The following is a 13270-nucleotide window of genomic DNA, read 5'->3' as shown; positions in this document are numbered from 1 at the left end:
GTTTTACTCATTTGACAGGTTTAAAAGTTTACAAATATCTACTTTAATTGCCTGTCCAAAAAACCGGGAGTATTATACTAATAAGGTACACAATAAAACGAGACGACAAAGTCACAAATAGTTCACAAACATACAACTATGATTTTTGGTTGAAAGGAGGTTTGAAAGTAGATTTTAGCATTGGCTTTTTTGGAACTCGATTGACAGATAATCTGTACAACAAGGTATTACTCGATACAAGTGGCGGCATTGATCTGATAAGAGTTACAAGGCAGGACGATGGGAAAACAAACTTCGCATTTGGTGGCATGGTAAACGTGATACCAAGAAATGGCACAGCTTGGGTCAATGTGGGAGGCAGCATTGGAGTGGCGTATTCTGGAAATCAGAAATTACAAGTTCTTACAGGCTTATCACTTCATTTCGGCAAGACAGAAAGATTAATCGTTCACGGAGGATTTGGATTCGGTACTATTAAACATCTTGATGTGTCAGCTAGTAATTTCGAATTTTTCGACCGCGAACTAAAACAATACCCTCGGGAAAAGTTGGATGAAATAGATGAGGAAGATCGGGTGTACATGTTACGGTCACCGGAAATCAAGTTCAATACGTTCACGATTCCTACAGTAGATAAATTCGTTGCACGTCCATTTATAGGAATATCCTACAATTTGAGTAAGAAACATGCTTTACAAGCTGTTTCAGGAACACCAGGAAATTCAACTTTTAATGATAATTACAAGAAGTAAATAATGGGTAGTGTATAGTACTTTATGCAACCTGTTGAAAGTGGCATTATTGGAGGGCGAGGTCCCTAGCCAGTTCTGCTTTTGTCAGCGGCCACGGAAGGCGTCCAGAGTGCTACTTCCCATTTATCTATATTCAAATCCCGTAAGCCAACGGGCAACCACATTGGTTGCCCGTTGGCTTACTTACCCTTTGCAGGCTCTGCACAGTTTAGCTCCACTGTCGGGAGCTTTTTTTATTGGTGGGCTCCGCCCATGAAGCCAGGCCGCTGAAGAGAAGAGTGAACCTCATGGATCGGGTAAGCTTGCGTTTACCTGGCAGCCTGCAATTCGACCGCCATCTTCGTTTTTTCCTTTTCATCCAAACTAACTTCCGGAAACAAAAATCCCCTCCGGAGAGAGGGGAAGATTTATAAGGCGTTAACAAGTTCGTCGGTTCAGGATACAGACGCCTTTGGTTTTTCAGGATTGGAAATTTTCAAAAGGTACTTACGGATAAAACGGGCTTTTTCAGGAAATTGGAAACGGTCGGTTTTGACGAATTGGATTTGGTTTTTTTGGATATTCAGGCCTTCAACAGGTATCGGATCGTTTGACCAGTCAAAGATAGAACGGCAGTGAGGGATTTACCCTGTTCCTTCGGCGAACGCACCGCTTTTGGAGGTGAATCTTTTTTGAAAAAGAAGCGTTAAGCGTATAGCTGCGCAACACGGTAAGGGTAAGACCCGATACCATTATTTTTGAAGGACCAGTAAATAGTCCCATAAACGCTCCATCCAGTGCCATAGCAGCAGCCCCACCGGTTTTTAATTTTACCTTTTCCCGTTACGGCGCCTGCTTGCGGGAGAAAAGATTTCCTTTCTTAAAAAAAATCTATAACATATGAGTTTACGACTTGGAGATACAGCTCCCAATTTCAAAGCAGTAACCACCTTTGGGGAGATCGATTTTCATGAGTACCTGGGCGACAGCTGGGGCCTCCTGCTCTCACACCCCGCCGACTTTACGCCGGTCTGCACCACCGAGATCGGGCGGACGGCCCAGCTGAATGAAGAATTCAAAAAACGCGGCGTGAAAGTACTGGTGGTGAGCGTGGATGGCGTACAGGACCACTTTGGCTGGGTGGAGGACATCAACGAAACCCAAAACTGCTCCGTTGACTTTCCCCTGATCGCCGACCCCGGCCGGGTAGTATCGGAACTGTACGACATGATCCACCCCAACGCCTCGGCCACCGCCACCGTGCGTTCGGTCTTCATTATCGGGCCGGATAAAAAGATCAAGCTGACCCTGACCTACCCGGCCTCCACCGGCCGCAACTTCAACGAGATCCTGCGGGTGATCGATTCGCTGCAGCTCACCGCCGGCAGCGGCGTGGCCACACCGGCCGACTGGAAATGGGGCGGAGACGTGATCGTGTTGCCCTCTATCCCTACCGAAGAGGCACTGCAACGCTTTCCCAAGGGCCTAACCGTGATCAAGCCCTACCTACGCTATACACCCCAGCCCGATCAGAATTAGGCGCCCGGCGCAATGTCGGAGCCGTTGTGCTGCCCATGCTGTTGGAACCGGCCGGCGTCCTACCTTTACCTAATGAGGCAGGCCCCGGCCTGTTCGGCCCTTCGGCCAGGGCGCGGAGCACGGAAAGAAAGCAGGCGTTTGAACCCTAAACTTTTCCAACATGAAATACCTGTTATCCGACAGCTTCCTTTTTGCCACCGGTATAGAAAACAGCTATCCGACGATCCGGTTGCCGGATGGCAGGTACAAACGGGTGGATGAAATGGAAAAAACAGGGCATTACACCCACTGGGAACGTGATTTCCAGCTCGTAAAGGAATTAGGTATCACCTACCTGCGCTACGGCCCTCCTTACTACCAAACGCACCAGGGCCCGGACCGGTATGATTGGGCGTTTACCGACCTTACCTTTCACCGCCTCCGGGAACTGGGCATTATTCCCATTGTGGACTTATGCCATTTCGGGGTGCCGGACTGGATCGGGGATTTTCAGAACCCGGATTTCCCGGAGCTTTTTGCCCGCTATGCCAAAGCCTTTGCAGCGCGGTTTCCCTACCTGGTGTACTATACGCCGATCAACGAGATCTTTATCGCGGCCACTTTTTCCGCCCTCTATGGCTGGTGGAACGAACGGCTGCAGGATGAAAAAAGCTTTGTGACCGCGTTAAAACATTGCTGCAAGGCAAACGTGCTGGCCATGCACGCCATTTTAGAAGAACAGCCCCATGCTGTTTTTATTCAAAGCGAATCCTCCGAATTCTTCCACCCGGCAGCCCCGGAGGCCCAGAAGGTGGCCAACTTCCTGAATGAAAAAAGGTTCCTTTCCCTGGACCTTACCTACGGCTACCCGCTCTCCGCCACCATGTACCAATACCTGCTGGAAAATGGCATGAGCCAGGAAGAATACCAGTGGTTCGGGACCAACCAGGTAAAGGCCAGGTGCATTATGGGCAATGATTATTACGTTACCAACGAACACCTGGTGCACCCGGATGGCACCACGGAACCCTCGGGAGAGATCTTTGGCTATTATGTCATTACCCACCAGTATTACAGCCGCTACCGCCTGCCGATCATGCATACCGAGACCAATATCGCTTCGCCCAACTGTGTGTACTGGCTGTACAAGGAATGGGCAAATGTGCACCAGCTAAAGCGGGACGGAGTGCCGGTGGTGGGATTTACCTGGTACAGCCTGTTGCACCAGGTGGACTGGGACACCGCCCTGCGTGAAGATGCGGGACGGGTGAATCCCCTGGGGCTCTTTGACCTGGACCGCGCCATCATGCCGGTAGGCAGGGCTTATAAAAAGCTTATTCACCAATGGAGCGCTGTGCTGGCAGCAGAAAGCTTCGGCCTGAATTTCTAAATCCCGGTGCCCAGGACGAGGTTTGAAAGGCTTAAGCATTGGTTTGATAATCATTACCGGCAGGGCTACAGGCGCCACTACCTTTGAGAGATGTTACCAAATTCAGGGATTATGAACAAGAGATGAAAGAACCAACTCATTTAAAAATTATGAAGACGCAGCAGGAGCAGAACGGCAGCACCCCTGCCCAACCACTCGTGGTCCTGCTGCTGCCGATCATGGCAGCGGTTTCCGCCGCCTTCCTGGTGACGGGCTTTACCATGACGGTCCTGCCCGTTTACGTGCACAACCGCCTGGGCTTCGACACCTTCGTCGTCGGCCTGGTGGCAGGCGCCCAGTTTGCCGCCGCCCTGCTCTCCCGCTTCTGGGCCGGCACCCAGGCCGACCGCTATGGCGGTAAACGGGCGGTGCTCATCGGTCTGGTGCTCGGGCTGGCGGCCGGCTTCTTGTATTTCGCCTCCCTGCAGTTCATTTCTCACCCGGAGGTGTCGGTCCTGTTGCTGCTCCTGGGCCGGGCGGTATTCGGAGGGGCGGAAAGCTTTATCGTCACCGGGGCGCTAAGCTGGGGACTGGCCGCCGGCGGACCGCAGAACACCGGCAGGGTCATGGCCTGGATCGGAACGGCGATGTACGTGGCGCTGGCCGCCGGTGCGCCCCTGGGCACCCTGATGTATGGCCGCTACGGCTTTGGCGCGATTGCGGTGGCTACCACCCTGGTTTCGCTCCTGGTGCTGCTGTTCGCCCTCCGTCAACCCTTTACCGCACCACCGGCGTCCTCCCGCCCCTCCATTGTACGGGTGGTGGGCGCCGTGGCCCTTCCCGGCATGGGCCTGGCCTTCAGCAGCCTGGGCTTTGCCGCCATCAGCACCTTTGTTGTGCTCCTGTTTACCCGGCAGGGCTGGCCGATGGGCTGGCTCGCCGTTACCACTTTTGCCGTAGCCTTCGTCATCGCCCGGCTGTTCCTGAGCCATCTGGCCGATGCGGTCGGCGGCGGAAAGGTGGCCTTTGTCAGCGCCCTGGTGGAAGCCCTGGGCCTGGCCGTCATCTGGCTGGCCCCGGGGCCGGCAGTGGCCTTTGCCGGGGCGGCCGTAACCGGGCTGGGCTATTCCCTCGTTTACCCGGGCTTTGGCGTGGAAGCCGTGCGGCGGGCGCCGGCAGAAAGCCGGGGGCTGGCCATGGGTGCTTATACGGCTTTTTTGGACCTCGCCCTGGGCGTGGCCAACCCGGTGCTGGGGCTGGTAGCCAGCCATACCGCTTTAAACGAGGTGTTCCTGGTAAGTGCCGGGGTCGTCCTGGGCGCTGCCGCCATCGGGTTTTCCCTCCTGCCGGCCGGCCTGCGGGTGGTACGCCGCAGATGAGCTTCCTGCATTGGTGACAAATAGAGGATCCCGCTGGAATGAAAATTGCGCCCTCTCCGGGTGCCTGGACCTGCAACAGTTCGGCAACCTATTTTTTGAATGGCCAGCGGGAACGATCGGCTGTAAAGAACCAACCCATGCAAAGCGTATACGATATACAGCAGGATGCCTTAGGGATCCTGAATGCGGCACCGGATAACTACCTGATCCTGTTGCCGGACGTGCCCCGGTTCACCATTGTCGGGGTTACGGAAGGCTACCTGAAGGCGACGTATACCCGCCGGGAGGAGCTCCTGGGCAAGGGGGTATTCGAAGCCTTTCCCGATAACCCCAACCTGCAGGGTTCTACCGGGGTAGAAAACCTGAGGGCCTCCCTGTTCCACGTAATCGAACAGAAGCAGGAACACAGCATGGGTGAGCTGCGCTATGATGTTCCCAACCCTAACGGCGGCTTTGTGTTCAAGATCTGGCGGTCGGGCAACCGGCCGGTTTTTAATGCAGCGGGCGAGTTGCAGTACATTATCCATATTACGGAAGACGTCACGGCCCTGGTAAAAGCAGAGCAAAGGAAAATAAAGGCGGAAGAACGTTTTCAAAACATTTTCGAAGCAGTCCAGGTCTCTATCTGGGAAAAAGACTATTCCCGGACCGTGGCGGCCCTGGAAAAGCTGCGGCAGCAATACGGCAACGGATTAAAACGACACCTGCAGGAAAACAAAGCAGAAGTGTACCGCCTGCTCGCGCTGGTGACCGTCAACGATACCAATCCCGCTTCTTTAAAAATGTTCGAAGCGGAAAGCAAGGCGCAGCTGCTGCAGGAGCCATCGGTGGTTTTTACGGAGGAAAGCCTGCCGGCCGTTATCGATGAAATGGTGGCCATCGCCCGCAACGACAAAAGTTTCCAGGCGGAATATGTGCTGCAAACGCTTCAGGGAAGAAAGATCGTTTGCCTGACGACGATCACCTCCAACAACGACTACGGCAGTGTGCTGGTGACCCATTCGGACATTACGGACCTCAAAAAAACCGGGCAGGCGCTCCAGGAAAGCGAGGTGCGCTTCCGCACGATGGCCAACTCCATTCCCCAACTGGCATGGATGACCGATGAAACGGGCTACATCTACTGGTACAATGACCGCTGGTATGATTATACGGGCACCACGCCCGAAGAAATGCTGGGCTGGGGGTGGCAAAAGGTGCACCATCCCGACCTGGTGGAAGGGGTCGTATACCGCATCCAAAAGGCTTTTGATTCGGGCAGTGCCTGGGAGGATATTTTCCTGTTGCGCAGCCGGGAAGGCGAATACCGCTGGTTTCTTTCCCGGGCCCTGCCGGTACGCAAAGAGGACGGCACGCTGCTCGGGTGGTTCGGCACCAATACCGACATTACCGAACAGCGCCGGACGGAAGAAGCCCTGGAAAAGAGCGAAGAGCAGTTGCTCCTGGCCATGAAAGGCGGCGAACTGGGTTATTTTGATTATACCCCCCGGACAGGCAACTTAAAATGGTCGGCCCGTGCGAAAGAGCTGTTCGGATTGCCGCCGGACGCACCAGTGGACTTCAGCGTATATCTGGGCGCCCTGTATCCCCAAGACCGGGAGCGGACACAGGCCGCCATTCAGAAAGCCCTGGACCCGGAGATCGGGATGTATGAAAACGAATACCGGGTCATCGGCGTCACCGATGGCCGGTTGCGGTGGATACGTTCCAAAGGGAAGACCTTTTTTGACGAGCAGGGGACGGCCTACCGGCTGGCGGGGGTCATGCTGGATATTACGAAACAAAAGGAAGCCGAGGAGGCCCTTCAAAAAAGCGAAAGCAACCTGCGGAACCTGGTGTTGCAGGCTCCTGTGGCCATGTGCATCGGCAGCGGCCCTTCCTTTGTGATGGAAGTGGCCAACGACCGCATGCTGGAGCTCCTGGACAAGCATCCCGGGGACATCATGGGCCGCCCGGTATTTGACGTGCTGACCGAAGCGGGCGAACAGGGACTGAAGCAGGTGGTCCAGCGGGTGTATGCCACCGGGAAGCGCTTTACCGCCAATGAAATGCCCGTTTCCCTTCCCCGCAATAACCGGATGGAAACCGTTTTTCTGAACTTTGTTTATGAACCGATCAAAAACCGGGAGGGAGCCGTTACGAAGATCATCGCGGTGGCGATCGACGTCACCGACCAGGTGGTGGCCCGCAAAAAAGTAGAGGAAAGCCAGAAGGAATTCCAGTCCGCTATGGACTTCCTGCCCCAGATCATCTGGCTGACCCGGCCCGACGGCTATCATTATTATTATAATAAACAATATTTCGATTATTCCGGTCTCACCTACGATGAAGCAAAAGGATCAGGATGGCATCAAATCTATCATCCCGATGACCAGGAGCGCACCTGGCAGTTATGGCAACACTGCTTAGCCACCGGCGAGCCCTACGAAATCGAATACCGCATCCGGCGCCACGACGGGCCGTACCGTTGGTTCCTGGCCAGGGCGCTGCCGCTGCGGGACGAGACCGGGGCGATCACCAAATGGTTTGGCACCTGTACCGATATCCATGACCAAAAGACCTTTTCCGAACAGCTGGAACGAATGGTGGCGGAACGAACCAAAGAACTGCACCGCAGCAACGAAGAACTCCAGCAATTTGTGCATGTGTCGTCCCATGACCTGAAAGAACCCGTCCGCAAAATAAAAACCTTTGTCAACCGCATCGAGGAAGCATTCCATGAAGAGCTGGGAGAAACCGGCCGGTTTTACCTCAGCCGGGTGCAAACCGCCGCCAACCGCATCTTTGCCATGATCGACGGCGTGCTGACGTATTCGACCATCAGCGCCTGGGAAGAAATATATGAGCCGGTGGACCTGAACGAAGTGATCAAAAGCGTGGAATTTGACCTGGAGCTGGCCATCCAGCAAACAGGCGCTACCCTCCATTATGGCCCCTTGCCCCGGCTGGAAGGAGCGCCGGTCATGCTGCACCAGCTCTTTTATAACCTGATCAGCAACTCCCTCAAGTTTGCCCGGGCCGGTGTGCCCCCGGTCATTACCATTACTTCCGAAATACTGGAGCACCAGGGAAAAGCCTTTGTCTGCATGGACCTGCAGGATAACGGCATCGGCTTTGAACAGAAGTATGCCGAAAAGATCTTTGGCACTTTTGTGCGGCTGCATGCAAAAGATAAATATGAAGGGGCGGGGCTGGGACTGGCGCTGTGCAAAAAGATCGTGGAGCGGCATGGCGGTTCCATCGTGGCCAAAAGCGCGGCAATGGCAGGGACCATAATCGAGATCAAATTGCCACTGAAAAAAGCAGGAATGAGCAGCACGTAAAAATGAGGGATGGGCACTATTGGAGGATGCGATTAATGACGCATCGCTAACAAACTTTTGCTGCTACACTGCCAATGATAAGAAAGGCAAAGTGCTGCTTTAAGACTGTCATGCCGAACGCAGTGAGGCATCCCGTCGGTACCTGAAAAGCCTTTCTCCGGAAAAGGAAATCCCTCCTTCGAATAGCTGCATTCCTTCTTTCCCGACGGGATGCCTCACTGCGTTCGGCATGACAGTTTCACAGGTTGTCACCCGGTTTATGATTGTTGCTACGAAATAGGGCCTTAAAAGGCCTTCTTCCCGTTAACGACCACATTATTGAGCCGGAAGTTTTTGACCATCGACGTATCGATTTGCAGGAAATTCTTGGCTTTCACCTCCAGGTTTTCGAATGTAAAGTTCGATAATTGATAGGCGTATCCCTTCGCATTGCTCTTGCCGTCGGGAACACCCACGTTGAAAAAGTTATCGCATTCCGCATGAATATTCCGCATGGTGATGTTCCGGCTCTGGGACGTCCCGGTAACCTCCTGGCCCTTGAGGTCGTAAAACTGGGTCCAGGGGCGTACGAACAGGAAGTTGCCGATGCCCTTGCCTTCAATATTCTCCACCAGCACGTATTCGTAGTTCTGGGGCGTGTCGGGGCGCATTTTGAGCCACAGCAGGCGCTCCGCGTCGTGGATCTTGATGCGGCGCAGGATGATGTTGCGGTTATGGACGGACTCGCTGCCAAAGGTCAGGGCGCCATGGCAGAACCCGTAGGTACAATCCTCGATGATGATGTTCTCGTTGCCCCCGTTGTTCGGGTCCTTGTCGGCCAGGGGACCTTTACCGCCTTTCAGCGCTACGGCATCATCGTTCACGGACATATAGCAATTTTTGACCAGGAAATTTTTGCAGGCGTCGATATCCACGGCATCGGTGCTCGGTGCCTTTACGGGCTGCTTGGGCGAATAGATGTACAGGTCGAGCAGCTTCACGTTCTCACACTTGTAATAGTGGCTCGTCCAGAAGGGCGAGTTGACCAGGCGCACGCCGGACACCTGCACGTTCCGGCTGTTGGAGACATAGAGCAGCCGCGGCCTCATTTCATCCATATTGGTGCACTGGGGGTTAAAGGCACGGCGCAGCCAGAAGGATTTCCAATAACGCAGGCCGTTGCCGTCCAGGGTGCCTTTGCCCGAGATGGTGAACCCGTCCAGGCTGTCGGCATTCACCAGGGCGGCAAAATATTTCAGCGTTTGTCCCTCCATGCGGGTTTTCAACAGGGGAAAATTGCTGATGTCGTCGCTGCCTTTGAGGCGGGCGCCTTCTTCCAGGTGTAGGTGGGTGCCCTGCTTGAAAAACAGCGAACCGCTCAGGAACGTTCCTTTCGGGATCACGACCACGCCGCCGCCTTTTTCGGCGGCCTTGTTGATGACGGCCTGTATTTTTTCGGTCTGGAGCACCGTACTGTCGTTTTTCACGCTGAAGTCCGTGACCCGGTAGCGGGTTCCCAGCTTTTTGATATCCGTAGGGGTGTTTTGCCGGAACCAGTCCGGAATGGGCGTTCCATCGGGGAACACTTCCTGGGCCGATGCGTCCATACGGAGCGCGAGGAACCCCAGGAACAACAGGGCGAGCTTGATTTTTTGCATGACCGCAAACCTAGTTAATCTGCCCGGTTTGTTTTTTATTTGGTCGCCGGAATATCCCTGATTTCTTCTTTTAGGGCAGCGGCGCTTGGGGGCCTGGCGGTTTTTACCCACAGGGCCGATACGGCCGCCAGCAGCAACAGGATGCCCGCCAGCCGGATGGCATGCGCCGGGTTGTGGTGCAGCCACGATTCGTAATAGAGCGGCATGGTCAGGTTCTGCAGCAGCATGGGAATGACGATGAACAGGTTGAAAATGCCCATATACACGCCGGTGCGCTCCGGCGGGATGGAGCCGGCCAGGATCACGTAGGGCGTCCCCATCATGCTGGCCCAGGCCAGCCCGAGGCCGGCGATGGGCAGAAAGGCCAGGGCGGGGTGGTGCATAAAGGGCAGGACGAACAGGCCGGCGCCGGCCGCCGCCAGGCAGCAGGCATGCAGCACCTGGGGGCGCGTTTTCCGGGCCAGGGCGGCCAGGGCAAAGGCGGCGGCAAAGGCAATGAAGTTGTAGCAGGCCCCCAATTGCCCCGCCAGCAGCTCGCCCTCGCGGAAGCCGGCGGCGGAAGCCTCCGTGGTGCCGTAAACCGACAGGGAGAGGCACTTGGCGATATAGATCCAGTAGATGAACAGGGCATACCAGCTGAACAGCATCATCGGCACCATCTGCTTCATCGCCGGCGGCATGTCCCGCAGGGCATCCCAGATCTCCCGCAAGGCGGCGCCGCCGCCCCGGGGCCGGCGGCGGAGGGCGTCCGCCTCTCCGGCAGTAAGGGGTATTTCCCTGGTGGTCTTCAGCGTCCACAGCACCGAGCCGATGGAAAGCACCGAGCCGGTGACAAAGGCGATGAGGGTGGTGAGCGGGATGCCGTTGGCATTGCGGGCAAATTTGCTTACGCCGAAAGCGAGCAGCAGGGTAGGGGTCAGGTACGAAAGGGTTTGCCCCAGGCCGGTAAAAGCGCTCTGCATGAGAAAGCCCAGGGGATGCTGGCCGGCCGGCAGCTTGTCGGAAACAAAGGCCCGGTAGGGCTCCTGGGTAATGTTGTTGGCGGCATCCAGGATCCACAGGAGGCTGGCGGCCATCCAGACCGACCGGCTGTGGGGCATCAGGAACAGGCAGAGGCTGCAAAATAGGGCCCCCAGGAGAAAGTAGGGCGTCCGGCGGCCCCAGCGGCTGACGGTCAGGTCGCTGAGCGCGCCTACAATGGGCTGGATGATCAGTCCGGTTACGGGCCCCGCCAGCCACAGGTAGGGCAGCCTGCTTTCCTCCGCGCCCAGGTAGGAGTAGATCGGGCTCATGTTGGCCTGCTGCAGGCCAAAGCTGTATTGCAGGCCAAAGAACCCCGCGTTCATGTTGACGATCTGTAAAAAACTCAGTTTGGGCTTTATGCTGTTCATATGGAAGGTATTCGTTGTTGGGCAAGGATCAGCGGCAAAAGCGGGGCTCCCAGCCGGCGTCCACCACCACGTCGGCCTGCAGGGCCCCGGGCTGGATGAGGCGGCTTTCCTTTTCCAGCACTTGTTCAATGAAGGCGGTCACCGTTTCGCGGTTCCGGCGAATGCGGTTCTGCCGCGTCTCTTTGTAGGTGGCCGACAGGAACACCCGGTAGTCGACTGCCTTCAGTAAAGACGTGTAGGTACCGTCCACCAGGATGACCCCCACGTCGCCGGCCTCCAGCTCGCGGCTTTCCTCGGTGTCGGTGGCCCAGTTCATCACCGGGCTTATGAGCTTTTGCACCGCCCCCTCCTTCACCAGGCGGATGTGTTCGTCCAGCAGGTCCAGCCGCACCTCGGAGGGGCCGATGTGGTCAAAGTCCTGCAGCCGCGCCTCGTGGTTTTGGCGGGGCGGCAGCCGGAAGTATTCGTCCTGGTGCAGCAGCAATACCTTGTGTCCCTTTTCCAGCAGCAGCTCGTGCAGGGTGGTGCCGAGGGTGGTTTTGCCGCAGCCCGATTCGCCGGCGATGGACACCGCCAGGCAGCCCTGCCCGTTCAGCGGCAGCTGCTCCACGATGGCGGCGGCCACGGCCCGCACCTGGTGCAGGAACCGGGCTTCGCCGGCGGTGGGCAGCCCGAGGGCGTGCTGCAGGCCGGCGGGGGCGGCCAGGGCCTGCGCCCCCAGCAGGTAGCCCGCCGCGCTGAAGCACAGGTTGCCTACGCCGCCGGGGCTGGCCGTTTGCAGGTCAAAATATTCGGCAAAGGGGTGTTGCGCATGCGCAGCCGCCAGCAGGTTGTGCAGGGCCGTCATCAGCGCTTCGGCCTCCTGCCGCCGGCCCGCCTGCTGCAGCCCGGCCACCAGGAAGCCGTTGACCACGGGCCAGAGGCCGCCGTTGTGAAAATGCCCGGGCCGGTTCTTGAAGCGGTAGTGGTGGTTCTGCTGCAGCCGTTCGTACAGGGCGTCGCCTTCATCGACTACGGGCCAGAAGGCGGGGACGCCCCTGCCGCCTGCGGAGCGGAAACCCTGCACCAGGGCCGCCACCAGCCGGGCGGTGGAGGCTTCGGAGGGGATGTCGAGCAGCAGCAGCAGGGCTATGGACCAGGCGTCGTATTTTTCCACCCGGTCGCCGGGCGAAAAGGAGGCGATAAAGTTTTGGGAAAGGTCGAAGGAGCGCAGCGCTGCGCGCTGGGCCGCCGTGTACAGGCTGTTGTCCAGTTCGGCCTCCAGCAGGTAGTGCTGCTTGATGGCCACCTTTACGGACAGGGCCTTTTCCTGCCAGCTTTCCTGCTGAAAAAAGCTGCCCGCCAGGCCCAGGGCCCAGTAGCGCAGGAGCTGGTCGTACAGCACATAGCCGTGGGTCACGTATTCATCGGCCCAGTTGCTGCTCATGGGCACGTACATCAGCCCGTTGTGGTTGAACTCCCAATGGTTGGCCAGTTGAAAAATGGCGGTGCACTGGCGGAAGACGACGTTTTTCAGCGCCCCATCTTCCTGCCGGTGCAGGTACAGCAGGGCGGCGATGAGCCACCAGAAGGAGGCATCGGTGCGCCCGGCGGGACCGCCGAAGCTGACCCGGGTGATGCGCCCGTCTTCGGCGACCGTAATGTTGGAGGGGATCTGGCCGCTGCCGTCGGCCGCCTGCTGCAGCAGCACCAGCGATTCCTTCAGGGCAGGGTATAACTCCTGCTGCCCCGCGGCCAGGAGGGCCAGGCCCGCCACGGCACTGTCGCGGGCCCATACGTTGTTGTAGTTTTCTGTTTGTTCGGTGGTCGCCCGGATGCCCCTGCCGGCCGAGGCCGCCCGCAGGACCGACAGGGCTTTTGCCCCCAGGCCGGAATGGATGTCGTAGTTCATACCTTGTTCGTTTGGTTCGGTCGTTGGGTCA

General features: G+C 56.9%; 8 protein-coding genes. 5 read left to right on the top strand and 3 right to left on the bottom strand.

What is annotated here, in order from left to right; genetic code table 11:
• Positions 1–161 precede the first annotated feature (161 nt).
• The 5 genes from V9K67_RS25455 (at position 162) to V9K67_RS25435 (ending at position 8320) form a co-directional block, all read left to right on the top strand.
• Positions 162–752, top strand: coding sequence for a hypothetical protein (locus tag V9K67_RS25455; protein ID WP_336727679.1), 591 nt, complete (start codon positions 162–164; stop codon positions 750–752).
• A gap of 879 nt (positions 753–1631) precedes the next feature.
• The gene (locus V9K67_RS25450; protein ID WP_336727678.1) at positions 1632–2270 is read left to right on the top strand and encodes a peroxiredoxin; all 639 of its coding nucleotides are present in this window, start codon (positions 1632–1634) and stop codon (positions 2268–2270) included.
• 160 nt (positions 2271–2430) lie between these two features.
• On the top strand, positions 2431–3639 hold the full coding sequence (locus V9K67_RS25445; RefSeq protein ID WP_336727676.1) for a family 1 glycosylhydrolase: 1209 nt from the start codon (positions 2431–2433) through the stop codon (positions 3637–3639).
• A gap of 149 nt (positions 3640–3788) precedes the next feature.
• On the top strand, positions 3789–4997 hold the full coding sequence (locus V9K67_RS25440; RefSeq protein WP_336727674.1) for an arabinose transporter: 1209 nt from the start codon (positions 3789–3791) through the stop codon (positions 4995–4997).
• A 137-nt stretch (positions 4998–5134) separates the two neighbouring features.
• Entirely contained in the window at positions 5135–8320 is a 3186-nt protein-coding gene (locus V9K67_RS25435) for a PAS domain S-box protein (RefSeq protein ID WP_336727671.1), read from the top strand.
• A gap of 284 nt (positions 8321–8604) precedes the next feature.
• Here V9K67_RS25435 and V9K67_RS25430 read toward each other — a convergent pair whose 3' ends face one another.
• The 3 genes from V9K67_RS25430 to V9K67_RS25420 are packed head-to-tail and all read right to left on the bottom strand — an operon-like array spanning position 8605 to position 13239.
• Positions 8605–9957 carry a rhamnogalacturonidase gene (locus V9K67_RS25430; protein WP_336727669.1) on the bottom strand — a complete coding sequence of 451 codons (1353 nt, stop codon included), beginning with the start codon at positions 9955–9957 and terminating at the stop codon, positions 8605–8607.
• 35 nt (positions 9958–9992) lie between these two features.
• On the bottom strand, positions 9993–11348 hold the full coding sequence (locus tag V9K67_RS25425; RefSeq protein WP_336727667.1) for an MFS transporter: 1356 nt from the start codon (positions 11346–11348) through the stop codon (positions 9993–9995).
• A gap of 28 nt (positions 11349–11376) precedes the next feature.
• The gene (locus tag V9K67_RS25420; protein WP_336727666.1) at positions 11377–13239 is read right to left on the bottom strand and encodes a glycoside hydrolase 100 family protein; all 1863 of its coding nucleotides are present in this window, start codon (positions 13237–13239) and stop codon (positions 11377–11379) included.
• Positions 13240–13270: the final 31 nt, after the last annotated feature.

The sequence above is a fragment of the Huijunlia imazamoxiresistens genome (assembly GCF_037132455.1).
GTDB classification, from domain to species: domain Bacteria; phylum Bacteroidota; class Bacteroidia; order Chitinophagales; family Chitinophagaceae; genus Flavisolibacter; species Flavisolibacter imazamoxiresistens.
Note: the sequence above shows the minus strand (reverse complement) of the source record. Positions and strands in the feature narration are given on the sequence as shown.